This window comes from Bradyrhizobium sp. USDA 3256 (assembly GCF_054058275.1).
On record NZ_JBSSAE010000002.1, the window covers coordinates 1,078,754 to 1,104,363 of the forward strand.

Sequence of the window (25,610 nt, forward strand, 5' to 3'; positions counted from 1 at the left end):
AGAACCTCGATGGGGCGGGCGCAGATTGGCCGCTTCTAACAAATTGGAAAATTTGGATGTTTCCCCTAAGTAGAACCCACTAAGTATTTATACGTAAGCCCGTGAGGACGATTCTCGAATGAGTGCGGCGCCCCTTCGGTTGCTCGAATGCGGCTCAAAACCGACGAGGCCGCGTTGGATTAGCAAGCTGCATGCTGGCTTGTCGGTCGTTCGCCTTGAAGAGGAGCTCGGACTTCGTCGGATGGGCGGTGACCAGATTGTCCCGCTCCTCCAGACCGGTCGCGTATGTGCAATGTTTCGAAACCGCGGCGGATCGGCTTCCGCCTCGCCTCGTCGATGGAGCGACGGCGGGCGCATGAAAGCCAGGACAGGCGGCGCTCTTCTTCGGCGGGCGGCCGGTGCTTCGCCCTGCGCCGATCGACGGCGTCCAGGCCGCATCTAGTGCTTCAATGCGACATCAAAACCGGGATGATGTTTGCACGAAGCAGGTCTCCCGAGATGCCACCGAGAAGCCTTTCCCGCAGCCGAGAGTGGCCGTATCCGCCCGTCACCAGCAGGCCGAGGCTTTCGTCCGCCACAAGCGATAGGAGGCCGCGGTGCGCTGACTGGGACGCTGGTAGCGACACGATCTTTGCAGGAAGCCCTGACCTTGCAAGATACTGTCCCACATGGTCGGCGGAACTTTCCGCCGGGACCTTGTGCGCAGCAGTGATCGCGATGACGGTCAGCGCGTCCGCTTCGCACAGCAGCGGCATCGCGTCGTGCAATGCGCGGGCCGCAAGGCGGCTGCCGTCCCAGCAAATCCCGATTCGTCTGGCCGAAAAAGCGCCGTGGAAGACGCCTGGCAGATACAGAACTGGCTTGCCGGCCTGGAACAGGATCTCCTTGGGGATAATGTTGTCGTAGCTGTCGTAGCCGCTCTGGGGCTGTGTGACGATAGTCATGTCATGCACTCGCGCGCTGGCGCAGATGCTTCGACGCGCCTCCGCCGGAACCGCAGTGAGCGCGCGGCTCGCATAGGAAATGCCGGCGCCCCTTGCCTGCAGATCAAAGACATGAAGTGCCGCCTCGGCTCGCTCCAACGCACGGGCCTGCTCGATTTCAAAGACCGACGTGACGGCCGCCCCGCCGAGTGCAGCGAGCGGAATAATGGTTCTCTCGTAACCGATTGCCAAAACGTCAAGATGCGCGCCGGTGCTCTGCGCGAAGGAAATCGAACCGTTCACCGTAGCCCGCACCGGGAGCTCGGTGGGAAGATGGACCAATATGTTCCCGAACATTGCCGTTCTTCGGGCATGAAAGGATTGCTGCCCATCGGAGCACAAATCTGGAGCCGGGCAATTGATCTGCTTCTAGCGCTCGTAGATTTGTTTAGGCAGCATCAAACCGGCCACGGACAGTTCGCGCAGGTCCGATGCCAAGTAGAACCAGCATGGCATGTATCGCATCGGTCATGTCAACCGCGAATCCTGCACGATTCGTGCACAGCGATCTCTGTTGCACAGATCAGGGGGATCGGGGCGGCCGGAGATCGCGGATACCGTCCATTCCTTGCCATAGCCTGTTCGATATTCATGTCGTCGAAACAGTTCGCACTGAGAGGCACGGCCAACCAGTAACGGAGGGTGATGTGCGGCTGGTCGCCGCGGTTAAGCCGGATACGCCAATGCTCCAACTTCTCCAGCGGCTGCTGCAAAATCAAACAGCGGCATGCGAGGACATCGTCGCAGATGGGAGCGGGGCTAGGTGACGTGCGCGTGCACCGTTCGCTCGGGCTCGCCTTGACCGCTGGGCAACGCATTTCCAGGACGCTCCGCCTAGCGATTGAGATCATTCATGGACGATCCGTCTAAGATCTTTTCGAACCACTGCTCGTGCCCTGTATCGCGCGCTCGCGACCCTGTTAGAGTCCGGCGACGATGGCGATCCGCATCAGCTCGGACATGCTGCGTACATTGGTCTTGGCCATGAGGTTGGCGCGGTAAACCTCGACCGTCCGGGGGCTGATGCCAAGATCATGGGCGATTACCTTATTGATCTTGCCTGCTAATAGTCCCCGCAGGACGTCACGCTCGCGCGACGAGAGGTCCGCAAGGCGGGCTTCCGCCTGCAGTTTTGCCGCGTCATCGGCCGGCTTCGTTGGCCGCGCTTCCAAAGCACCGTTGATGGCACGCAACAGCACCTCGTCCTCGAACGGCTTCTCGATGAAATCGACCGCACCCGCTTTCATCGCTTCAACTGCGAGCGATACGTCGCCATGACCGGTTATCAGGACGACCGGACAGACGATGCGATCGGCCTTCAGCTTGCGGACCAGTTCGAGGCCACTCATGCCTGGCATGCGGATGTCTGATACAACGCAGTCGAGCGGACCGCTCGCAATGTCATTGAGAAACTCGGCCGCGGTCTCGTAGGTTGCTACCCAGAAACCACTAATATCAAGCAGAAACGCCAGAGAGTCCCGCATCGCGGCGTCATCGTCGATCACAACAATGCGCCGCCCGGTCATGCTTCTTCACCGAGGTCCGCAAATGGCAGCGTGAACTGGAAGATCGTGCCCCCGCCCGGATTCGCTTGCGCGACGATGTGGCCGCCGTGGGATTCGACGATAGTCCGGCAGATTGATAGTCCAATACCCATGCCGTGCTCCTTCGTCGTGACAAAGGGCTGGAACAGGCGGTCGGCGACGTCAGCACTGATGCCGGGACCCGTGTCGGCAACGGTAAACCTGGCGAGGCCATCGACCTTGCTAACTCCGACGGTCAATTCGCGGCGCGGACAGGGAGCCATCGCCTCGATTGCGTTGCGTATCAGGTTCAGCGCGACCTGCTGGATCTGGATCTTGTCTACGACCATTGACGGCAGATCGCGATCGCTGTGCATCGTCACCCGCACGCCTTGCTCCTTGGCGCCGAGCAGGGCCAGCGCCACAGCCTCTTCAAGAAGCGTGAGCGGATTTTCCACAGAATGCTGCGTCTCGCCTTTGGCAACGAATTCCCGCAGCCGCTTGATGATATCGCCGGCGCGCAGAGCCTGTTGGACAGCGTGTTCCAGTGCATCACGGATGCGATTGGCGTTCGGCTTGTCCGACGCCAGCAGAGCTTTTGCGCCGCGCATGTAGTTTGTGATCGCGGAGAGCGGCTGGTTGATTTCATGGGCGATGGACGATGCCATCTCACCCATGGCGGTCAGCCGCGACACGTGAACGAGCTCAGACTGCAGCTCTTGCAGCCGCCTTTCCTGGGCCCGCCGTTCGGTTAGGTCTCGGATGAAGCCCGTGAAGAAGCGTTCGTCGCGAACGTTGGCCTCGCCGACGGCAAGCTCCATCGGAAATGTCGAGCCATCGCTCCGCTCGCCGACCACGATGCGACCGATGCCGATGATGCGCCGCTCGCCGGTGGTCAGATAACGTTCAATGTAGCGGTCGTGCTCGGCCCGGTAGGGCTGCGGCATCAACTTGGATACATTCCTTCCAACTACTTCGTCCGGCAACCAGCCAAATAAACGCACTGCCGCGGCGCTGAACGAGCGAACGATACCCTTGTCGTCAATCACGATCATGGCTTCCGGCACGGTGTCCAGGATCGACTGCAGATGGGCTTGCCGATACCGCGCCTGCTCCGATTCCTGCCGCAGCCGGTCGCCCATGAAGCCAAGCATGGGACCAATTACCGCGAATGCGGCAATATCGATCATGTTTGCGGAAACGGTGATGAGGCCTTTCCCAAGAAATGTCGCGCTGATCACGAGGCAGAGCAGGGTGGCGAAGCTCGCGGGCCCGCGGCCGCCGGCGAAAGCTGCAAAAACGATCGCCGGAAGGTATATGATCGTAAATGAGCGGTCCTCGAGATACGGATTTAGCGCCGCGCGGAGCACGAGGGCAAGCGCAGCGGCTGCCGCGGCAGCGCCATAGCGATACCAGATGTGGTCGGACATATTTGCCGGTGGACCTTCTCATTCAATCGACCCTACATCGTTTGGCGCCACCGGAGGCAGACGCGTGTCAAATCACGCCGATACATTGTGCAGGATAGCCAGCGCTATTTGAACCAAATGCGCCAGTGCGTGGGCTGCACAGCAACGTGTTCCCCGCTCTTCGCCTTGATCCAGCCGCCGAAGATCCGGCGGCAAGGAAAGACCAGCCGATGAATCGCATTACCCTCGATCACGCCAATCTCCAGGTCCCGATCAAAGGGCGCCGTCTCGATCCGCTCCCAGGTCACGTTGCCGTTAGATCCTGGACGGTGTTCATCGCCGCCGACTGACAATTCAAGCAACCTTCCAGACATTCCGAACCACTTGTCCGCCGCGCGGACAGCTTCAGCCAAATATCACGCACGGCTCGCGCGGTCTCCTGTCATATCAAACATCCTTTATTGGTGGGACGTTTCCTTCACGGCGTCGATCGTAAGGCGGACTGGCTAGCTGCGCTCGGCCCGGAGCATCGAGTCGGTCCGCGGATCGATGAAGTGGGGACCATCGCGAGCGATGCAGGTTATCGGGTGCAGGTCATTGGCACCTGGCTCGGCTGCGTCGTCCGGCAGCAGTCCCTGAATCCGGTCGCCCGCATTTGGGCACGAAAAGATGATCGGGCGCCAAGTCTTTCTGTGTGCCATGTGTGTGACCTTCTGGAAGATCGTTTCTATCGGTCGGCGACTGCTGAAGTATTGATCCAGGTCAAAAATGCGCCGTGCGCGTCTAGCGCGACCGACGGCGCGTGCTGCGCCCCGAGCGGGCAGGGTGGACAAGCATGTTCCGCTCAGGTGATCAGCTAGCGCCGCGCCTCAGTTCCGACAACCTGGATGCAACCGGGTTGATGGAAATCAAAATGCAGGACGCACAATCATGCGAATGTTGAAGTGCACCGCACGGACATCGGACATGACAACAGGTGTCATTGATGAAGCGAGCGGCGTGAAGGAGATCTTAGATTGATTGCTCGCCTCGCATTGTCGGTGGCCTTGCCGGCGCTGATCGCAGCCATAGGCTTTGGCGCGGAAGCCCTGAACCTTGGCCTTATCGAAACCTTGGCTGCGGCGAGCCTGATCATCGGCTTCGCCATTGCGGCGGCAGGGTGGGCCGTCAGAAGCGAGATAGGAATGGTTCGCCTCATTGGCTTACGATCATGGGGGCGCCGGTCCTGCCGACGATAGTGCCGGGCCGCCGGCACTCGCCAGAAGAGCCTCTTTCACGGTGAGTGGCCAATTGCTTTGGGATGCTGCTTGAGACAAATCAAATACTCTCCTGGTTCTAATGGCAGAATAGGCAAGGATGAGCAAATCCACCGAAGGAGGGTAGTCATGCCTTCATTTAACGTTCGCTTCATTAAGACCGTTTGCGACGATACCGGCCACGAGCATCGTGCCTGTCAGGCAGCGTTCAAGGTCGACGCCGCATCGCTGAGTGCTGCTGCACAGCAGGCCGAGACCGACTTCTGCAAGCAAAAAGGTGTTCGCGATTGGACCATCTTCGCCGATGCGATGGAGCTTCGAACACCGCCTGCATTGCCGCCGGCATGGGGCGGCTAGTCTGATTTCGGCTAGCAGGTCCCGCGAACTCTCATGGCGTGGTCATTCTGCGAGTTCGGGCTCGATCTCGTAAAACATCGCTTCGAGCGTCAATTCGAAGGAGCTCGCGAATACTATCGCCGCCAATGCAGCAGGCGTCTTGTTGTGCGTGACACGAAGCGCCCTTGCGGCACTCTTGCCGGCCGCTCGTTCAGCCGGCTCGCTCCGGCGCTCCGCCAAGCCTCTTGCCGGTAGGGCGATTGCTCCCACGTTGATCTTATTTGATGCAGGTCAAAAACAATTCCGCCTCCAGCAGCTATGGCTGCTTCGAGGGACATGAGACATGGTTAGCCAACCTGCACATATCGGTGGTCCTTGGCGTTTGAGGAATTTGCTCAGCCGGTTACGAGCGAGCCTGTCTCGGACATCCGAGCTGGCTTACTTGAGCCCGCAGGACGTCGATGCGATCGCGCGTGAGCTTAATCTGTCCACGCCCGCTTTTCGAGCCCTGGCGCAAAGTCCGGGCTCTCCCGAGCTCTTGAGCAAGCGCCTCGCGCTTGCTGGTTTTTCCGAGGGTGCGCTTGCCGCCTGCCACGGTGACGTATTGCGCGATCTGCAGCGGGTGTGCGGCCTATGTCAGGCGAAGGCCCGTTGCGCCGCCGACCTCCAAACAGGGAAGTATCGAAATCCGCTGAAAGACTGCCCCAACGAACACACCCTGCGCGCGCTCGATCGTAGGATCGATGACGGCCTCCCGCAGCGCTTCGCGATTGATGAATCCAATCGCCCAGCTCTCCGAAAATAATTCCCCAAGCATCCCGCTTTCGAAGAAGGCCAAGCCATGACAAGCCCATCCCCTGCCTCGAAATCCACGACCATGGGTGAAGCAGGCCTGATGTCGGTATTCGCAGTTTCTGCCTACGTTTTCTTTTTCGCCGGAACGATGGGGCACGATTCTGCGTTTACCTTCCATGCATTGCTGGCTTCCGCCGCCAGCCTAGCTGCTGCAGGCGTCATCCTCAATCGCTACTATGAACGGCCAGCGCAATTACCGCCGGCGCAGATCAATGGCCGACCGAACTACAATCTCGGTCCGATCAAATTCGCCTCGGCGCTGGCGATGTTCTGGGGCATTGCGGGCTTTTCCATCGGTCTGCTGATCGCCTCGCAACTTGCCTGGCCTGCACTGAATTTTGACCTGCCCTGGACGAGCTTCGGCCGGCTTCGCCCGCTGCACACATCGGCGGTGATCTTTGCGTTCGGCGGAAATGTGCTTGTCGCGACCTCGTTCTACGTCGTGCAGAAGACATGCCGTACGCGCCTGGCCGGCGATCTTGCGCCATGGTTTGTGGTCGTTGGCTATAATTTCTTCATTGTGATCGCGGGCACCGGCTATCTGTTCGGTGTCACTCAGTCGAAGGAATATGCCGAGCCGGAGTGGTACGCCGATCTCTGGCTCACCATCGTCTGGATCACCTATCTCATGGTGTTCCTGGCGACATTGTTGAAACGGAAAGAACCGCATATCTTCGTCGCCAACTGGTTCTATCTCGCCTTTATCGTCACCATTGCAGTGCTCCACCTTGGCAACAATCCCGCATTGCCGGTGTCGGTGTTTGGTTCGAAATCCTACATTGCCTGGGGCGGCGTCCAGGATGCCATGTTTCAGTGGTGGTACGGCCACAACGCAGTCGGCTTCTTCCTGACCGCAGGCTTCCTGGCGATCATGTACTACTTCATTCCGAAGAGAGCCGAACGCCCGGTCTATTCTTACCGCCTGTCGATCATCCACTTCTGGGCGCTGATCTTCCTCTACATCTGGGCCGGACCGCACCATCTACACTACACGGCGTTGCCGGACTGGACACAGACGCTGGGCATGACGTTCTCGATCATGCTGTGGATGCCCTCATGGGGCGGCATGATCAACGGCCTGATGACGCTTTCGGGCGCCTGGGACAAGCTGCGCACCGACCCGGTGCTACGCATGCTCGTGGTCTCGGTTGCCTTTTACGGCATGGCGACGTTCGAAGGTCCCACCATGGCGATCAAGGTCGTCAATTCGCTCAGTCATTACACGGATTGGACGGTCGGCCATGTGCATTCAGGCGCGCTGGGCTGGGTCGGCTTCGTATCATTCGGCGCGCTGTATTGTCTGGTTCCTTGGCTTTGGAATCGCCAGCTGTATAGCCTCAAGCTCGTCAACTGGCACTTCTGGATCGCCACGATCGGAATCGTGCTCTACATCTCCGCGATGTGGGTGTCCGGCATCCTGCAGGGGCTGATGTGGCGCGCCTATACCTCGCTTGGTTTCCTCGAGTACTCGTTCATCGAGTCGGTCGAGGCCATGCATCCCTTCTACATCATCCGTGCCGCGGGTGGCGCACTGTTCCTGATTGGTGCGCTGATCATGGCCGCCAACCTCTGGATGACCGTGAACGCACAGGAAGCCGATCAAATCCAGGACGCTAGAGCGCTCCAGGTCGCGGAATAGGTCATCGCATGTCGCTCTGGAACCGACACAAGGTCTTTGAGAAGAATTCGATCATCTTGATCGCCGGCATCCTTGCCGTGATAGCGGTCGGTGGCCTGGTCGAGATCACGCCGTTGTTTTACCTCAAGAGCACGATCGAGGCGGTGGACGGTGTGCGGCCGTATACGCCGCTCGAGCTTGCCGGCCGCAACATCTACGTACGTGAGGGCTGCTATCTCTGTCACTCGCAGATGATCCGGCCGTTGCGCGACGAGGTCGAGCGCTACGGGCATTACTCGCTGGCCGCTGAGAGCATGTATGACCACCCGTTTCAGTGGGGCTCGAAGCGGACCGGCCCGGACCTCGCACGTGTTGGCGGGAAATATTCCGATGAATGGCACGTCACGCATTTGATCAATCCGCGCGCTATCGTGCCGCAATCGGTGATGCCGGGCTATCCGTCGCTGGCGAACACGGAGGTCGATCTGACCGATATGGTCGCACATCTGCGCACCAATCGGGCAATCGGCGTCCCCTATACCGAGGACCAGATCAAGAACGCTGTCGCCGACCTGAAGACGCAGCTCGATCCCGATAGCGCCAACGTCGAGTCGTTCCAGAAGCGCTATCCGAAGGCGACTGTGCGCAATTTCGACGGCAGCGCCGGCAATCCAACCGAACTCGATGCGCTCGTCGCCTACCTGCAGATGCTCGGCACACTGATCGATTTCAAGCTCTACGACGAAAAAGCCAACCTGCGCTGAAGGATCCTCATGAAAGCCGTTCTTTCCATCGAGAACCTGGCATCAAGCTTCGTCGCGACACTCTGGACGCCGTTGTTCGTCGGCATCTTCGTAGCCATCGTCATTTACTCTTTCTGGCCTCGCAACAAGAGGCGTTTTGATTCTGCGGCGCGCATGCCGCTGCGCCGGGACTGACAGATCATGACCGAGCACAACGACATCGATCACATCTCCGGTCGCTCCACGACGGGGCACGAATGGGATGGTATAAAGGAACTCAACACGCCGCTGCCGCGCTGGTGGATCTTAAGTTTCTACGCCACGATCCTTTGGGCGATCGGCTACTGGGTCGTTTATCCGGCCTGGCCGCTCTTCTCAAGCTTTACGACTGGCGTGTTTGATTATTCGACGCGCGCCACCGTCGTCGACGAGCTTGCAGGTCTTGAGAAGCTGCGCGGCGAGAAGATGGTCGTGCTGAGCAAAGCGTCCCTTACCGAGATCGAGAAGGATCCTGCCCTGCTGGGATTGGCCCGCGCGCGAGGCAAGACGGTGTTCGCGGACAATTGTGCGCCATGCCATGGGAGCGGCGGTGCGGGTGCCAAGGGGTATCCGAATCTCAATGACGATGACTGGTTGTGGGGCGGATCGCTCGACCAGATCCTGCAGACCATCCAGTTCGGCGCACGTTCCGGACATGCGAAGGCGCATGAGGGACAAATGCTGGCCTTCGGCCGTGACGGCATGCTCACAAAACCAGAGATTGTCACCGTAGCGAATTACGTGCGATCGCTGTCAGGCCTGACCACGACAGCCAATTTCGACGCTGCTGCCGGCACAAGGATCTTTGCCGAGAATTGCGCGGTCTGTCATGGCGAGAACGCCAAGGGCAATCAGGCACTCGGCGCGCCGAATCTGACTGACCGGATTTGGCTGTACGGCTCGGACGAGGACTCGCTGGTCGAGACCATCAGCTATGGCCGTGCCGGCATTATGCCGGCTTGGAGCGGGCGGCTAGATCCCGTCACAGTCAAGGCACTTGCCGTCTATGTGCATTCGCTCGGCGGCGGACAATAGGCGAGATGGGCCGCAAATCCTGCGGCGCCGTTGACTCGGATCAACGTGATCATCCGCGCCCGATGTGAGGTCGGTCATGAAGCCCGCCGTGAACAAGACCGTTTCGCTCGATGACCCGGTGATCGACGAGGATGCACCCCTCTATGTGGCGCAAAGCAAGGTCTATCCGCAGAGCGTCCACGGTACTTTCCGCACGATCAAATGGCGGCTGATGGCGGTCTGTCTCGGCATCTACTACCTGCTGCCATTCGTGCGTTGGCATCGTGGCCTCGGCGCTCCCGATCAGGCGGTGTTGCTCGATTTCCCGAACCGGCGGTTCTACTTCTTCTTCATCGAGCTGTGGCCGCAAGAGCTCTATTACTTCACCGGTTTGCTCGTGCTTGCCGCGATGGCCCTGTTCCTGATGAACGCGCTGGGCGGGCGGATGTGGTGTGGCTATCTCTGTCCGCAGACGGTCTGGACCGACCTGTTCTATGCGCTCGAGCGCTGGGTCGAGGGCGACCGTCGCGATCGGCTGAAGGCCGCCGCACGCCCAATGACAGCGGGGCGCGTGGCAAGGCGCGTGCTGAAGCATGGAATCTGGTTGATGATCGCTTGGTGGACCGGTGGCGCCTGGGTGCTCTACTTCGCCGACGCGCCGACCTTGGTGCGCGATCTGGCGACGTTCCAAGCGCCCGCAATCGGCTATATCTGGATTGGGGTCCTGACCGCTTCGACGTATCTGCTGGCTGGCTACATGCGCGAGCAGGTTTGCGTTTATATGTGCCCGTGGCCGCGCATCCAGGCCGCGCTCACCGACGAATGGGCCCTCAATGTCACCTACAAGTACGACCGCGGCGAGCAGCGCTGCTCATTGAAGAAATCATTCTATCTGCGCGCGCGCGGCGAAAGGGCCGGGGACTGCATCGATTGCAATCAATGCGCGGCGGTGTGCCCGACCGGGATCGATATCCGCAACGGCGCCCAGCTGGGCTGTATCCAGTGCGGGCTATGCATCGACGCCTGCGATGCCGTCATGAGGAAGATCGGGCGCAAAGCCGGCCTGATCGGTTACGACAACGACATCAATATTCGGCGGCGGATGGACGGCAGGTCGGAGCTATTCAAGCCGGTACGGCCCCGCACGCTCGTCTACGCTATTTTGATCGCGGTCGTCTGCGCCGTGATGCTTTATGGGCTGTTGTCGAGAACGCTGCTCGATCTCAGCGTCCTACACGACCGCAATCCCGTGGCGGTCAGGCTCAGCGACGGTTCGGTTCGCAACGGCTATACGGTGCGCCTGCTCAACAAGCGCGGCTTCGATCGCGTGATCGCGATCGACGTCGACGGGCCGCCCGAAACGTCCGTCCACGTCGTCGGCGCCGATTCGGTGACGGTCGATCGACCGATGATCGTCTTGGCTCGCGATACGACGACAGAACTGCGCGTGCTGCTGACAGCGCCGGTTGACGACAAATCGCAACGCTCGATGCCGGTGAGGTTTCGGGTCGCCGACATTGGCCTCGGCGAGGTCGCCTCCTCAACGGATCATTTCGTCCTCCCCTAACGATCACTGTCGGAATCTGACCATGACCGCATCAATTCCAGTCGCACGGGCCATCACCGGACACTTCGTCCTGATCGCCATACTCACCTTCTTTTCGGTCGTGATTGGCGCCAATCTGGTAATGATGCGCTTTGCCATCACGACCTTGCCGGGGGCGGAGGTTGACAGCGCCTATAGCGCGAGCCTCGCCTATGAGCGTGAGATCATCGCGGCACGGCAGCAGAACGAGCGAAGCTGGCAGGTGCAGGGGCATATCTACCGGCAGCCAGACGGTGAAGCTGTGCTCGCGATCGACGTGCGCGACCGCTCAGGCGCGCCTGTCGCCGGAATGAATTTCGTCGCCCGGCTCGAGCGCCCGGTCGACCGTCGGGCCGATCGGGCGATTGATGTTTCGCAGGCCAGTGTTGGAACTTACCGGGGAAGTGCCTCGGGCGTTGCTGTCGGACAGTGGGATCTCGTGATCGAGGGCGATGCCAATGGCCGCCGCATGTTTGTATCGAAAAACCGCGTCATCCTGAACTGAGAGTACATACTCATGCAGGCAGACATCGATTTTTCTCACTTTCTAAAGAGGGCAGGCGCGGGCCTCGTTCAGCTCGACCTCGCGGTGGAGGGCATCAATTGCGCGGGCTGCATGGGCAAGATCGAGCGCAATCTGTCGAGCATTCCGGATGTGACCTCGGCCCGCGTGAACCTCACCGAAAACCGGCTGGCGCTCGAGTGGAAGGCAGGAGCGCTCGATCCAGCGCTATTTGTCAAGCGGCTGGCCGAATTAGGCTATCGGGCTTATCCCTTCCAGCGGGACAATGCGGAGACGCTGGAGGCGGAGAGGGCACAGAGCTTGCTGCGGCGGCTGGGCGTCGCCGCCTTTGCCGCGATGAACGTGATGATGCTGTCGATCCCGGTATGGTCCGGAAATGTGTCGGACATGCTGCCGGAGCAGCGCGACTTCTTTCATTGGCTCTCCGCGCTGATCGTCCTGCCGGCCGCGGCTTATTGCGCGCAACCGTTCTTCTCTTCCGCTTTTACTGCGCTGCGGGCGCGCGGAGCCAATATGGACGTGCCGATCAGCATCGGCATCCTGCTCGCCTTGGCAACTTCGGTGATCGAGACCATCGGTCATGCCGAGCACGCCTATTTCGATGCGGCGATCATGTTGATCGCCTTCCTGCTCGCAGGCCGCTATCTCGACCAGAACATGAGGCGGCGCACCCGCGCCTTCGCCAGCAACCTTGCTGCACTGAAGGCGGAGACTGCGGCGAAGTTCATAAGCCCGACCGAGATCAGAACCGTTCCGGTGGCGGCGATCGAACCGGGAGATATCGTGCTGGTGCGACCCGGCGAGTGCTGTACCGTCGACGGCAACGTAATCGAGGGATACTCCGAGGTCGATCAAAGCCTCGTTACCGGCGAGACCTCGCCGGCGATTGCGGCTACTGGTAGTGCGGTGTTCGCCGGCACGTTGGTCCGATCCGGCACCTTGCGCGTTCGCGCGGCAACGGCCTGGGACGGCACGCTGCTTGCCGAGATTTCCAGGCTACTTGATCATGCCTTGCAAGCGCGCTCGCGCTATCTGCGCCTCGCCGAGCGCGCGTCGCGGCTCTATGCACCGATCGTTCACACAACGGCCCTCCTGACGATGCTGGGTTGGCTGGCCTCCGGCGCAACCTTCCATGATTCGGTCGTCACCGCGATTGCGGTCTTGATCATCACCTGCCCTTGCGCGCTGGGCCTGGCGATTCCCGCGGTGCAGACCGTGGCCTCCGGCGCACTATTCCGTTCCGGCGTGCTGCTCAATGCCGGGGATGCGATCGAGCGTATTGGCGAGGTGGACCGAGTGATCTTCGACAAAACCGGTACGCTGACGCTGCCCGAGCTCGACGTCGCCAACCTTGCCGCCATTCCCGACGATGTCATCAAATTGGCAGGCCGGTTGGCACTGTCGAGCCGCCATCCGATCGCCGTCGCCGTCGTGCGAGCTGCCGGCGCAAGCGAGCCGCTGGCCGATATCGAAGAGGAGCCCGGGCGGGGCGTCCACGGTTGCTATGATGGGGCGCCGATTCGGCTTGGCCACCCCTCGTTCTGCGGTGCCGACAGCCTCGCAGACGAGATCCTGTGCCGTGATCCCGAGGCCTCTGTCGTCGCGTTCAGCCATGGCGACGCCAGGCATGTCTTCGCCATCCGGCAACGGATACGGCCAGACGCGGCCGAGGTCGTCGCGGGCCTCGCGCGTCTTGGTATCATGGTGGAGATCGTTTCGGGGGATCGTGAGCCCGCTGTTCGGCGCGCGGCCGAGACGCTCGGCATTATCAAGTGGCGCGCCAACGTCTCGCCTATGGACAAGGTCGCTCGGATCGAGGGTCTGACCAGCCAGGGGTACAAGGTGTTGATGGTCGGCGACGGCTTGAACGACGCACCCGCGCTCGCTGCGGCGTATGCCTCGATGTCGCCTGTCACTGCCACCCAGATGAGCCAGGCAGTCGCTGATGCGGTCTTCCTTGGTCAGCGTCTCGGGCCAGTGATGACGGCGGTCAGAGGCTCGCGCAGGGCGCTGCGGCTGATGCGGCAGAATCTCTGGCTTGCTGTCGTCTATAACGTCCTGGCCGTACCCATTGCGATCGCCGGCCTGGTGACACCGCTGATTGCCGCTGCGGCGATGTCAGGTTCGTCGGTACTGGTTATGCTTAATGCGCTGCGGGCACGTAGGAGCGAGGCAGCCTGATGGAAGTCCTGGTCTATCTGGTTCCGCTCGCACTTTCGCTCGGCTTCGTCGGCCTGCTGGGCTTTCTGTGGTCGCTGAAGAGTGGCCAGTATGACGATCTCGACGGGGCGGCCTGGCGCGCAATCACCGATGATGAGCCCGACGAGCCCTCGGCGCCGGTCCAAATAGTGCAAATGGACCAGCGCTTTTGCGGAAGCGGTCGTCAACGCTGTGCAGGTGAGTACTAGAGCGGTTCACGGTCGGCAGCCTCATCACGACCATCCAGCCCCACGAATGCGGCAACTACTTCGAAAACGCAGGATACGCTTCTATCAAAACGTGAAACGCTCTAGCTCGCCCGTCCAGTCACTACTACTGCGGGGGCAAGCGATCGCAAGGCGGGCAGCGAGTGGCTTGTTGATGGAGGCAACGCGCGCCATGATCAGCAACGGCTGCTCGGTTGGCCGTGCGGCTACCGATGGCGAGCAGGTGTCGGGGACAACGATTGTTGTATTGCGTCTTCAGTAGCCGTCGCCTTCGAGCACGGCCCCAGCAGCTGCAGCCTCATCGATCATCGCAATTTTTCGATCGGAAATCAACCGGGCTGGCGATGTCGCATTATTCGGCAAGGTCCAGCGAGAATGCTCGATGGACACGGCTGCTCGCTGCACCTAACCGCCAATACGGCGGGGGGTACATGGCTCGATGCGGCGGCAACCTATCGCCAAGCGACGGCTTCGAGTTGAACGATCAAGCTTCGGCTTCGTCGCCCCGCGGCAATATGCATGCATGACATAGGAGGCCATCTGGACGAACACCGGCGATTGAGCCTAAAATTGTTGGCCATCGAGGATATCACCACGAACGAAATAATGGTTTGTCGCTCTCACGCTTTCGTCAAAAGAAGTGAAAGCTGTTCATACGATCCCTTCTAACCTTGATACAAACCACGACCCAGCGCAGTTCTCAGGCTAATCGCAATTCGCTTGCTCATGGTTTTCAAAGACTTGTTATAACCTGCTTGGTTTCAAACAGCGGTGCGGCGATTACAAGGGCTGCATTCGCCAAATTCGTGGCGGTCTCTCAACACGAACCTCCACAAAGTTTACGACCGGGCTGCCCCCTTTAGCTATTGTCTTCTAAAGGTATGACCGAGCTTGCATCTTTTCGCGAGTTCTATGTTGCCTCTTTTTACGGTCGTCCCTGTGAAAAAACTATGTTACAAGCCGCTCCTCTCAAAAGGAGCATTCATTGTGAAAAAAGCAACCAAGAAACGCGTTAAGCGGCGTGAGTGGACCAAGGCAGATATCAAAGAGCTGAAGGTCCATTCAAAGGCTCGGACCCCGGTCATAAAAATATCAAAAATGACCAAGCGCTCTGTCGGTGCGCTACGCCAGAAGGCCTTACATCTGGGAATCGGACTGGGACACCAGCGTTAGCTTATGCGCAGGTGATCGGTACAGTAGGGCGGCTCGCGGGCCGCCCTTATTGGTTGTTGGGTCAGTGTCGCAACACGTCTTGCGGATTTCCGCGAGCGGTCTACAGGCTCAAATTCTGCTGGGCCCTGCACGCTAGTTTTTGAGCGCACTGATTTCCTCTTCGAGCCCAGCTAATTTCCTATCGATTTCATCATCGCGATTGTTGCCGCTGATACCGAGAGAGTAGCATGGTTGAAGCGCTATAATGCGAAATGTCGAATCCTGCGAACCCAGTGAGTACAGCCTGCATTCTGAATGCGACGAACGTCTGTCTGTCTGCTTCTCGGCGTGTACCCGCCAGAGGCCTGGCCGCTTGGTTCCGCGGTGGATCAGCTTTGAAGAGGTCCCGGAGCCCTCAACTAGCTGGTCGGAGAAGAGCTTATCGATTACGACCTCACGTTCGGTTGCCCGGACAAGGAGCGTCGCCGGCGCAGGGCAGAACGAGTGTCCGTGATTGGCCGCGAGTCCAAAGATTTTCGTAGCTTCGCAGGACCAATGATCGATTGCAGATGGAGAGATGAGCTTTTCACTTACGTGCTGGCTGGAGCTTCGGGATTGCTGAGCAGCCTCCAGCGCCCGGCATCTTTGAGCTTTTAGAAGGCGCTTGGTCGTTGCGCCCAAGCGATCGTGCCAGTGCCAGATTCAGCTGTCTCGTTGTTACTGCGATCGGATCCGCTCGGCTGATCACAGTGACGAAAGTTGCGATGGTCTGAGAGAAGATTCTGTACTCCGGACGGACCACTGGTCCACTGGCTCATAATGTAGCCGACAGGAATAACGATGCGAGTAGCGCGTTCCTCGACGATGATCGGAGGTTAAGGTTTGGGCGTAAGCGTGCGCCTAGCTCGAGCTTCCGAACGATACGGTGCACTCAGCAGCAATAGAAACAGCGCTCGGTTGGCTTGATATCTTGCGGCGGAGCGGCTGCGTCCTGAACCCGTCATCACCCGCGTGCCTTCGGCGGTATATACGGACCACAGCCATCTTCGTCCGCGCTGTTTCAAGAAAAACTCGAAGACTGGAAGCGTCGACATGGCTACCGAGCGTCATTTCTGACGGTCGTGCCTTTGGTCTTCGGAAGGCCAGAACCGCTCTGACGGCGGACCTTCTCTAGACGATGCCTGATTGCGGCCAGCTTGGTGATGAACTCGCTTGATCCGCTAACCCCGAATTCATCAGAAGCGAGTTCATCGAGTGCTTGCTGTTGTGTGGCCAAAGTTAATAGACCTTTGCGAGTTTTGGCCGTCAGCGTCATCTGCACGACCCGAGCATCGCTTGCACAGTGCTTACGCCGCAGGAATCCATTTTTCTCGAGCAGCTTTGAGTGGGTCGTGACAAAGGAAGGGTCGACATGCATCAACTTTGACACCAAGTTGACGGGGACACCGTTTTCCTTGCCCAAGTAGGCCACCGCCATCAGGATCATCCACTGTGGCCCAGTGATGCCAAGGACATTGGCTCGGAATCTCGCAAGCTCTTCGAGACACGCACTGATCGATCTGATCTCCCACATGAACGGCCGGATCATCTCCAGTCCGTCAGTAGAGACACTGCCAAGCGCGCTGGCTGGACCGGGCATATCCGGCGGCATCGTAGGTCAGGTTCCATCCTTCACCAGCTTCCCTTAGCGCGTATTGGAGGTTGGTACAACGCGGTAGGAGCAAGCAAATCAAATACTTGGTACGGTCCGGACGGATGGTAAGCGCGCGCAAGGGCCGTAGCTGTTCGGGGAGACCTGCTCATCGGCGGCGGCATTCACGGGGAACTTGCGGCGGATCGATTATGCACGCCGGTCGGATCGATGCGCCTGCCAGGTGAGATACCGCGATTATGGTCTGCTTCCTTCCCACTCGCCGGCTTGTCCGCTCTCCCGCCGAATTTCTCTGGCGCATGCCGAGCCTTACGGAGGCGCGTGTCGCATTTACGTTTCAGGGGCCACATCGGCATCGGGTCGACGTAACAACGCCCTGCGGCGAAAGGCGTTTATCCGGTAAACGTCCGTATAGTTCTTTCCAACTTTTCCATGTGTACAGCCAATCTTGGTAGACTTGAGCTGGACTTTGATTTCGACTTAGCTGTGTGAGCAACGGGGGGCAGCGAAATGCTTCTGTGATCGCGTCACAAATCCGTCGAACTCAGCAGCTCTCAAAGATCAGTTGCAAGCGAAAATCTTCTCGGTTGATGCGTGCTGCGCAGCGGCCGCCTCACGTGATCCCTCGGCCGGCGTTCGATCGAACGAGTGCTCGGAGTTCGCGTTTTAGGCATGAGGATCTGAATTATGGGTGGTGGTTTTGAGCGTTCGCCTGCGGTCTGCTTTCTTCTCGGCCTCCCGCGATCCGGGACGACGCTCCTGGCGCACTTGCTCCAGCACCATCCCTACATTGTGGCTCCGCCTGAACCCTGGTTGATGCTGGCACTTGAGGCGTTTGGCAGGGTCGATCAGCGACATCCGGCAGGACCCTCGCTGATTGAGGCTGCCACGTCCGAATTTTTGGGACGGATAGATCGCACGTTGGCCTGCCGGGCTTTTGCCGACACTGCGTACAGCCAGTATCTGGCGGCAACGGGCAAGCGCATCATCATAGACAAGACACCGCGCTATTGGACGACGCTGGAATTTCTCGAAGCGGTCTATCCAGAAGCGCCACACATCCTGCTGATGCGCAATCCTTATGCCATCGCTGCTTCACTGAAATCGACGTGGGGCATCCCGCTCCGGGCAGAGAACACCTATCCGGTCAGCGTATCTGCTCTCGCTGATCTCATGCTCCGCCTGCCCGATGGCATAATATCGTCACTCGCCGATCTGGTTCTGGGCCTTCCCAGGCTCGCCGCGCACCGCACTCGGCCGCGGACGCAGCTGGTACAATACGAACTGCTCGTGGCGCATCCGGATCAGGAAGTCCGGCGCCTACTGGCGGCGCTTGGCTGTGCTCCAGCGGCCGCTGCGTCCGCCGGGATGGAACAAGCAGATTATCTTCGATCCAGCAGCTTCGGAGACCGAAAAATCCTGGAGCGAAGCGCGGTCGATGAAAGCTCTGTCAAAGCGTGGCAATCCCAATTGAGCGCTGAAGAGATGCAAACGGTGACCGATCTGGTCGGCGCTGACCTTTTGATCGAACTCGGGTATGAGCAAGACCTGCTGCATGCGCGGCAAGCCGGAGTGGTGGATAGGGGAGGGGAACTAACCGAACTCTATCGTCGGATATTCCGAGCCTGGTGGGATTTGCGCAGTAGCAAGGCAGGAGCATTGTCCGGCCAATCTCAAACCGGCGAATCAGTCGGCACCGGTCCTGAGGTTTCCAAGAGCGTTCGTTCAGCATCCGACAGCCCCATCGCGGCTCAGTTGCAACACGTGCTGTTGGCCTCCGAAGCTGAGCGCGCTGCGGTGCTGGATGCCACTCAAAATCGCGACGCGGCCATCGAGATTTTGCGCGGCGAGGTCGAGCGGCTTGAGCGGGCCCTCAATATGCAATAGGGTGATCTGGATGCTTGCGATCAAAACACGCTGGCTGATTTAGCCAGTAGTTAGCCCGCAACGAGTTGTCTGCGCGCCGGATGACTGGCGCAGGCTGCGGCCGCACCAGCGGTTGAATGCGCTCCGATCTGCGGATCCAGGTTGCACATAAGTTTTGCGGCGAGCCGCGCGTCATGGCGAGCAGTTGTTCGCCCCCGGTCGCTCTTATCTTGGCTGCAGCCGTCGACCGGCGAAGAACAAAGATCCTGCATCGAAAAGAACACATGCTGCCTAAACATCTGCGCCGTCTTGAGGCTGAATCGATCGAAATCATGCGTGACGTGGTCGCCGAGTTCAAAAAGCCGGTCATGCTTTACTCGATCGGAAAAGACTCGAGCGTGATGCTGCACGTTGCGATCAAGGCCTTCTATCCCGGAAAGTTACCTTTTCCCCTGCTCCACGTCGACACGACCTGGAAGTTCCGCGAGATGATCAGCTTCCGGGACGCGGTAGCCAAGCGGCTCGGCCTCGATCTGATCGTTCATGTAAACAGGGAGGGCATCGAGCGCGGGATCAATCCGATCGACTCCGGCTCCGCGCTTCATACCCAAGTGATGAAGACAGACGCCCTGAAACAGGCGCTCGACCTCCACGAATTTGATGCTGCTTTTGGCGGTGCCCGCCGTGATGAGGAAAAGAGCCGCGCAAAAGAGCGGATTCTCTCCTTCCGTTCGGCCGGGCACGTATGGGACCCCCGTAACCAGCGGCCGGAGCTCTGGAACCTGTTCAACACTCGGATTCGCCAGGGCGAAACCATGCGCGTGTTCGCAATGTCAAACTGGACTGAGCTCGACGTGTGGGAATATATCATGCGCGAGAAGATCCCGGTCGTCCCGCTCTACTTCGCAAAGCAAAGACCGATCGTGCGTCGAAATGGCGCGACGATCATGATCGACGATAAGCGATTGCCGCTTTTGACTGGCGAGACGCCGCAAATGCGGATGATCCGTTTCCGCACACTGGGATGCTATCCGTTAAGCGGGGCTATTGAATCCGATGCGGCAACGATCGAAGACATTGTCGCAGAGATGCAGACCACGACAGTGTCGGAGCGCCAGGGCCGCCTGATTGATGCCGATGAAGCCGCTTCGATGGAGAAGAAGAAGCGGGAAGGCTACTTTTGATGCTTGCCAAACCGATAACGGAATCCGTCCAGGCCAAGCCAAAGGACCAGCTGCGATTCATCACATGCGGTTCGGTGGATGACGGGAAATCGACGCTGATCGGCCGGCTGCTCCACGACAGCAAGATGATTTACAAGGATCAGATGACGGCGCTGGAACGGGACAGCGCCAAGCACGGCACTACCGGCCGCGAGATCGATTTCGCGCTGCTCGTCGACGGACTTGAAGCCGAACGAGAGCAAGGCATCACGATCGATGTGGCCTATCGTTTCTTTGGGACGGAGCGGCGCTCGTTCATGGTGGCTGATACGCCCGGCCACGAGCAATATACCCGCAATATGGCAACGGGCGCTTCGAATGCCCAGCTCGCCGTCATCCTCATCGATGCCCGCAAGGGCGTACTGGTCCAAACCAAGCGTCACTCATTCATCTGTTCGCTCCTTGGTATCCGTCAGCTCGTCCTGGCCGTGAACAAGATCGACCTCGTTGACTACAGCAAAGAGACCTTTGATCGGATCTTCGCCGACTATGTGACCTTTGCCGGCGATCTTGGCTTCGACTCGATCGTTCCGATCCCGATCTCTGCCAGGTACGGCGACAATGTCGTCAATCGCTCCGGCAACACGCACTGGTACGATGGTCCATGCCTGCTCGGTCACCTTGAGAGCATTGATATCCAATCCGGCACCGCCGGCCAGGCTTTCCGCTTTCCGGTGCAGTGGGTGAACCGGCCCGACCTGGATTTCCGCGGTTATGCGGGGTCCGTGGCTTCGGGAAGCATCTCGGTGGGAGACGAGATCGTTGTCGCAGCGTCTGGACGAACCGCACGCGTCAGACGGATTGTGACGCACAGCGGCGATCTGTCCCGCGCCGGCGCCGGCGATGCAATCACGATTACTCTTGAAGACGAAATCGATATTGGCCGTGGCGATCTCCTGGCGCGTCCGACCGAGCGGCCGGAGCTTGCCGACCAATTCGCCGCTCATCTGATCTGGATGGATGAGGACCCGCTCGTTGTCGGGCGCAACTACATTCTGCGCATCGGACCGCAGACCACAGCCGGAAGCATTACCGCGATCAATCATCGGATTGAAGTCAATACGCGGGAGCACCTGGCAGCCAGGACGCTTGGCCTCAACGAGATCGGTTTTTGCAATGTCTCAACCGCACTGCCCGCGGCGTTCGATCCTTACGGGGCCAATCGCAAGACCGGATCATTTATCGTCATCGACCGATATACCAACCGTACGGTCGCAGCAGGGATGATCGCATGTCCACTGCGGCGGGCTGCCAACATCGCTTGGCAACCCGTTGCAGTGGGACGGAAGGAGCGGGCCGCCCTCAAGAACCAGAAGCCTTGCATCATTTGGTTTACCGGCCTGTCCGGCGCAGGAAAGTCGACTATTGCCAACATCGTCGATCAAAAGCTGTTTGCAATGTCCCGGCATGCCATGCTGTTGGATGGGGACAACCTGCGGCACGGATTAAACGCCGACCTATCCTTCTCCGAGGCCGACCGCATGGAAAATATTCGTCGTGCCGGGGAAGTGGCCAAGTTGATCGCGGACAGTGGTTTGATCGCAATTTGTTCATTCATCTCGCCCCACAGGTCCGAACGGGACATGGTGCGCAGTCTGGTCGGAAAGGAGGAATTTGTCGAAGTCTTTGTCGATACGCCGATCGAAGAATGCGCGCGGCGCGATCCCAAAGGTCTTTATTCAAAGGCGAAGTCCGGAAAGATCAAGAACTTCACCGGCATCGATGCGTCCTACGAAGCGCCGATAAGACCTGAAATTCATCTCAGGACTATGGAGCAGACGCCTGAGCAAATGGCCCAAGCCGTGATCGATGTCTTGATGGCGCGCGAAATTCTTGGCGGTTAGTGTCCACCGAGTCTATCACCTCGCATCGCACCATCGATTTAGCAACAGGTACCCCTCACCAATCTGGTGGCCTGGCCAAGGCGACTCGGGTTAAGCACAAGAATCAATCGGACTCATGCTCCAAGGGAACAAAATGGTCGCGTCTACACGTCGATTGCCTGCTTCTGGTTATGTGCTCGAAATCGACGGTCAATTGAAAACCGAATTCGCGACCAGAGACGGGGCCTTTGCGGGAGCGCAGGAACTCAAGAAGCGCCGTCCCATGCTCCAGGTCAGAATCTACGACGCCAGGACAAAGGCCAGAGAAGAAGTCCGACTTCCAGTTGCTTGAGAGTTTTCGCTTCACGCTGTTTCTTGCGCGTGTGGCTTGCGCCGTGCTCTCATGAAGCTGAGCCGCACAGCGTCTCGACTATCTGCCCTCGGTCTCTGGCGCTCGATAAGGGTGTCTCGCGTCCTTCCGGGGGCTAGTCGCATTCGGCGAGCGGGCGATTGATTGCCGGTAACTGATCTGGCGCGATCGCGCTAGACTAGCGTGGTCCCAATAAAAGCGGCGCCATAGACGCTTGGCGTCCTGCGCGTCAGCTTCTCGTCAGCTACCTCGGCTAGCATGGGTTCGACGATCCGAGTTTCCGGATCCGATCTGAACACATCGATCGAGATTGGAAGGGAGCAGATTCAACGCGGCCATCGCGGCTCCGCCTCTCACTGTAACAACTCCTTCAGCGCTTCTGCCGGCGCCTATTCTCCTACAAAGTCCGCTCTCGGTCCAGCAATGAGGTCGTCTGCAAAGACGGCGACTTCGTCGGGTCTTCATCTTGTGCGAAATGCTGATGCGACGGCCATTGAGCTTAAGGTGCGTGGGTGTTGATGGCAAAGTGAAGAGTTGAATTTAACGCGGCTCGCGCGCCGGCGATGGCCCAGCACTGCTTGTCACGCGACCTGCGCGATCGCGCGGCTTCGACATTGCGGGTTTTGCGCCGCGCACGATGATGGCCGAGACTGCAGCGCGGCTTACTCCCGACCTCTCGATCGCCGCGGCCGCACAAGATGTCCATGCGCGCTACGAGCCTGGGTCGTGGCGACGCAAACGGATGGGTTACGTCCTCTCGGTCGTTGGTGCTCGGTTCCCTGCATTGAGACAAAACGACCGCACTCATTTCGATCCCGCTTTCTTCTAGATCCGATTCTGGACCGGTTAGATCTGTAGGTCGACTTGCGTCCAACCGGAGGAGAAGACCCGAAAGTTCCGTATGCGAAAGCGCTGCGGGCCGAAGGGCTGGCGGCTGCTGAAGCTAAGGACGTCGGCCGTCAGAGCGCTGCATCCGGGCACTGTCGCGCGCGATTGCGCCGACGCAAACGGCGTGAGCATTGAAAATTGCCTGCTGCGAATCAATGCCAGCGAAACTTGGGTATCTGACACTGCGAGACGACACGTGAATGACCACATAGATTCCAAAAGCTGCGTTCAAGTCGACCCTGCCGACCTGCTGCCCGATGAGGGCGCTCGGCAACGGTTCGATGCGATTGTGGATCGTGCAGCGGATGCGCGATCAACGTGGTTGCCGCTTGACGAGGAGATGCGAGCGACTCGTGGCGAGCTTCATCGCGTCGAGACTCGCCGCAAACGGCTGATATTGGACCGCACCGCCGGCGATCCCGGCGCGGACAAGGAGGACGCGCAAATCCGTGGCCTCGACGTGCAAGCCGCCGGACTCGCTGAAAAGTTGCGTTGCCTCATCGGTCGGGAGGCGACCGCAGCCGCCCGCATGCGGAGCTGTGGGAGCCTGGCATCTCGCTGCCGGGCCTTTCTGGTTCGCGGTAGCTTGCCGTCGGGCATGCGTCTTGCCTCGGTCTCGCAAATCGCGCTGTCGGAGATTCTAACTCGAGACGAGCCGATCAGTGAGGCTCTCAAGCGCCTGCGCTTGCGCCTTGGCGAGCTCGAAGCCGAGGCCCACCGGATCCGCAGTGCGCCATTTCCCAGTGAGGCAAAGAAGCGAGACGCGGCGGCGCTGATCGCACGACTGGCGGAACGTGGGGCGCCGTCTATCACGGCTATGATTGATCACAACGCGAGTGAGATCAAATGGCCGGTCACCCTCCAGGAGCACCATCTGATGGCTGCCGTCCTCGATGCGGGCACGCGGGTTGTGGGCAGAGCGTCTGGCCAGGTTCCCGATGTGATCGGCCTAATCTGTTGGGTCCTTCGTGACACTCTGACCGAAAAGGTGAACGAACTGATCGACACCAACAGCGACGATGCCGCCGCGGTCCCGGCGGGTGAGCGTGAAAGGCAGCTGGCCCAAATCGAAGCTGATAAATTGATGACCGAACGCACAGAGGCCGCCCTAGTACAAGCCGCGCAGGATGCGGGCGAGGCCATCGAACACCGCACTGACATCAGCGTTCTGGCCGCGCTTCAGCTCGAGCTGGTCACGCCGGCACTATGACGACGGCACACCAATATTCCCGCGGCTGGTACCTAATCGATCGCTCATGAAAGAAGGCGGCGTTCAGGCTGGAACGAACCAGATCGCGCGATGAGCTGAGTGGGGAGTTCGCTTTGCAAGCGCGAAAAAGCACGATGCTGGTTGCGATCGTTCCCTGAGACCATTCCTAAGCGCCTCTGCGGCGCTCTCCAAAGTCTTTTCACGGATCATGGTATGATCTCCACAGCGAGTGCCGATGCGTAAAACGCGCGGTCGGTCGTGGTGAGGCCGCGCGCCAGTCAAACTCGGGCATGGGGTGCGTGCATGTATGAGCAGCCAAGCCGACACGTCCCAGCAACTCGCGTGCCAGACAGTCACGATGCTAAAGAAGTGCGGGCTGACTGATCGCCCCCAAGGAAAAGCGCGCGGACGGCGGGGGGGGGCGCCGCTCGTGCGAGTTGCGTCACGAGGGGGCTTTGGCCTCAGGAGGGGCATTCACTGATCGACTAAGCCATGCCTAGCTTGGCAACCAAGGTGCCAGACGGGGAGGCAAAATGGGGCGCTCCGCACCTCATGCGGTGTCGGCTTCCGAACGGGCGTGGTCGTCAATCAGGCGCTGCAGACGTGCAGCGCTCGCGAGCGGCGGTGATACGCGCGTTCGCGACCTCACGGTTCCTCGGCGAGCTGCGCCTCAAATGCCACCTGGCTTAGAGGCTGGCGATCTGACGATCCTGGTTGCAGGCATCATTCTTCACAGCCTGGATCGGTGGCAGGCAAAGCGGACGCGCACGTCAGGAAAAATTCACACGAGAAGAGTTCGGAAGAGGGTTGAAACGCACCTAACGTCAAGTTGTACGATCTGAAAATAGATGGCAAAGGTCGTCAGCGTCCCGAATTCCCAACGAGTGACAGTATGCGAATGTCTCAAGTCTCAGGCTCACGCAGGATCAGGCTTTTCGGCAACTTCACCCATAAAGTGCGCCATGCGCGGATCTATATCCGCACGCGATGGGGCCGACGTGCAGCTTTGTCGGAATTTCAACGTTCGCCTGAATGGCGCGCCTCGGGCGTAAGCCGGTCGGCCGACTCGCCTAACTTGCTATGCAAGATGGCGACGGCGCTCAAATCCTCGCATGCA

22 protein-coding genes are annotated in these 25,610 nt (G+C 59.4%); 16 read left to right on the top strand and 6 right to left on the bottom strand.

What is annotated here, in order from left to right; translation table 11 throughout:
- Positions 1-446: 446 nt before the first annotated feature.
- The 4 genes from ACVWY5_RS06675 to ACVWY5_RS06690 all read right to left on the bottom strand — a co-directional run bounded on the left by ACVWY5_RS06675 (position 447) and on the right by ACVWY5_RS06690 (position 4,328).
- Positions 447-1,280 (bottom strand): universal stress protein, encoded by an 834-nt coding sequence (locus tag ACVWY5_RS06675; RefSeq protein WP_028336467.1) that lies wholly within the window; start codon positions 1,278-1,280, stop codon positions 447-449.
- A gap of 623 nt (positions 1,281-1,903) precedes the next feature.
- Positions 1,904-2,509: a response regulator FixJ gene (gene fixJ / locus ACVWY5_RS06680; RefSeq protein WP_028336469.1), complete on the bottom strand. Its 606-nt coding sequence runs from the start codon at positions 2,507-2,509 to the stop codon at positions 1,904-1,906.
- The gene (locus ACVWY5_RS06685) at positions 2,506-3,936 is read right to left on the bottom strand and encodes a PAS domain S-box protein (RefSeq protein ID WP_028336470.1); all 1,431 of its coding nucleotides are present in this window, start codon (positions 3,934-3,936) and stop codon (positions 2,506-2,508) included. The genes fixJ and ACVWY5_RS06685 overlap by 4 nt, the downstream gene beginning before the upstream one ends.
- 104 nt (positions 3,937-4,040) lie before the next feature.
- Positions 4,041-4,328 carry a hypothetical protein gene (locus tag ACVWY5_RS06690; protein ID WP_321177020.1) on the bottom strand — a complete coding sequence of 96 codons (288 nt, stop codon included), beginning with the start codon at positions 4,326-4,328 and terminating at the stop codon, positions 4,041-4,043.
- A 603-nt stretch (positions 4,329-4,931) separates the two neighbouring features.
- Between ACVWY5_RS06690 and ACVWY5_RS06695 the strand changes: the two genes are divergently transcribed.
- From ACVWY5_RS06695 to ccoS, 11 genes are all read left to right on the top strand, one after another.
- A complete protein-coding gene (locus tag ACVWY5_RS06695; protein ID WP_028352304.1) occupies positions 4,932-5,153 on the top strand; it encodes a hypothetical protein in 222 nt (73 codons plus the stop codon).
- Between the two features lie 69 nt (positions 5,154-5,222).
- Positions 5,223-5,528, top strand: coding sequence for a hypothetical protein (locus ACVWY5_RS06700; protein WP_321177019.1), 306 nt, complete (start codon positions 5,223-5,225; stop codon positions 5,526-5,528).
- Positions 5,529-5,949: 421 nt separating this feature from the next.
- Positions 5,950-6,312: a hypothetical protein gene (locus ACVWY5_RS06705; protein WP_310881337.1), complete on the top strand. Its 363-nt coding sequence runs from the start codon at positions 5,950-5,952 to the stop codon at positions 6,310-6,312.
- Positions 6,313-6,348: 36 nt separating this feature from the next.
- Positions 6,349-8,001: a cytochrome-c oxidase, cbb3-type subunit I gene (gene ccoN, locus ACVWY5_RS06710; protein ID WP_028336475.1), complete on the top strand. Its 1,653-nt coding sequence runs from the start codon at positions 6,349-6,351 to the stop codon at positions 7,999-8,001.
- Positions 8,002-8,009: 8 nt separating this feature from the next.
- Positions 8,010-8,744, top strand: a complete 735-nt coding sequence (ccoO, locus tag ACVWY5_RS06715) for a cytochrome-c oxidase, cbb3-type subunit II (RefSeq protein ID WP_028336476.1) — start codon at positions 8,010-8,012, stop codon at positions 8,742-8,744.
- Positions 8,745-8,753: 9 nt separating this feature from the next.
- Positions 8,754-8,918, top strand: coding sequence for a cbb3-type cytochrome c oxidase subunit 3 (locus ACVWY5_RS06720; protein WP_028336477.1), 165 nt, complete (start codon positions 8,754-8,756; stop codon positions 8,916-8,918).
- Between the two features lie 6 nt (positions 8,919-8,924).
- Positions 8,925-9,797, top strand: a complete 873-nt coding sequence (ccoP, locus tag ACVWY5_RS06725) for a cytochrome-c oxidase, cbb3-type subunit III (RefSeq protein ID WP_028336478.1) — start codon at positions 8,925-8,927, stop codon at positions 9,795-9,797.
- 88 nt (positions 9,798-9,885) lie between these two features.
- A complete protein-coding gene (ccoG, locus tag ACVWY5_RS06730) occupies positions 9,886-11,343 on the top strand; it encodes a cytochrome c oxidase accessory protein CcoG (RefSeq protein WP_028336479.1) in 1,458 nt (485 codons plus the stop codon).
- 22 nt (positions 11,344-11,365) lie between these two features.
- Positions 11,366-11,866 (top strand): FixH family protein, encoded by a 501-nt coding sequence (locus ACVWY5_RS06735; RefSeq protein ID WP_028336480.1) that lies wholly within the window; start codon positions 11,366-11,368, stop codon positions 11,864-11,866.
- Positions 11,867-11,878: 12 nt separating this feature from the next.
- A complete protein-coding gene (locus ACVWY5_RS06740; RefSeq protein WP_028336481.1) occupies positions 11,879-14,065 on the top strand; it encodes a heavy metal translocating P-type ATPase in 2,187 nt (728 codons plus the stop codon).
- Positions 14,065-14,292 (top strand): cbb3-type cytochrome oxidase assembly protein CcoS, encoded by a 228-nt coding sequence (gene ccoS / locus ACVWY5_RS06745; RefSeq protein ID WP_038377776.1) that lies wholly within the window; start codon positions 14,065-14,067, stop codon positions 14,290-14,292. The genes ACVWY5_RS06740 and ccoS overlap by 1 nt, the downstream gene beginning before the upstream one ends.
- Positions 14,293-14,565: 273 nt before the next feature.
- Here ccoS and ACVWY5_RS06750 read toward each other — a convergent pair whose 3' ends face one another.
- Positions 14,566-14,700, bottom strand: coding sequence for a hypothetical protein (locus tag ACVWY5_RS06750; protein ID WP_321177018.1), 135 nt, complete (start codon positions 14,698-14,700; stop codon positions 14,566-14,568).
- A 597-nt stretch (positions 14,701-15,297) separates the two neighbouring features.
- On the opposite strand from ACVWY5_RS06750, the gene ACVWY5_RS06755 reads away from it, so the two are divergent.
- Positions 15,298-15,483 (top strand): hypothetical protein, encoded by a 186-nt coding sequence (locus ACVWY5_RS06755; protein WP_080667195.1) that lies wholly within the window; start codon positions 15,298-15,300, stop codon positions 15,481-15,483.
- A 1,075-nt stretch (positions 15,484-16,558) separates the two neighbouring features.
- Here the strand turns inward: ACVWY5_RS06755 and ACVWY5_RS06760 are convergent.
- Complete coding sequence (locus ACVWY5_RS06760) at positions 16,559-17,050, bottom strand: MarR family transcriptional regulator (RefSeq protein WP_321177576.1); 492 nt, start codon at positions 17,048-17,050, stop codon at positions 16,559-16,561.
- Positions 17,051-17,800: 750 nt separating this feature from the next.
- Between ACVWY5_RS06760 and noeE the strand changes: the two genes are divergently transcribed.
- The 4 genes from noeE to ACVWY5_RS06780 all read left to right on the top strand — a co-directional run bounded on the left by noeE (position 17,801) and on the right by ACVWY5_RS06780 (position 24,493).
- Positions 17,801-19,000 (top strand): nodulation protein NoeE, encoded by a 1,200-nt coding sequence (noeE, locus tag ACVWY5_RS06765; protein WP_063616640.1) that lies wholly within the window; start codon positions 17,801-17,803, stop codon positions 18,998-19,000.
- 263 nt (positions 19,001-19,263) lie between these two features.
- Positions 19,264-20,163 (top strand): sulfate adenylyltransferase subunit CysD, encoded by a 900-nt coding sequence (gene cysD / locus ACVWY5_RS06770; protein WP_028336483.1) that lies wholly within the window; start codon positions 19,264-19,266, stop codon positions 20,161-20,163.
- On the top strand, positions 20,163-22,046 hold the full coding sequence (gene cysN / locus ACVWY5_RS06775; RefSeq protein WP_028336484.1) for a sulfate adenylyltransferase subunit CysN: 1,884 nt from the start codon (positions 20,163-20,165) through the stop codon (positions 22,044-22,046). Before cysD ends, cysN begins: the two co-directional genes overlap by 1 nt.
- 1,433 nt (positions 22,047-23,479) lie before the next feature.
- On the top strand, positions 23,480-24,493 hold the full coding sequence (locus ACVWY5_RS06780; RefSeq protein ID WP_038377778.1) for a hypothetical protein: 1,014 nt from the start codon (positions 23,480-23,482) through the stop codon (positions 24,491-24,493).
- Positions 24,494-25,610: the final 1,117 nt, after the last annotated feature.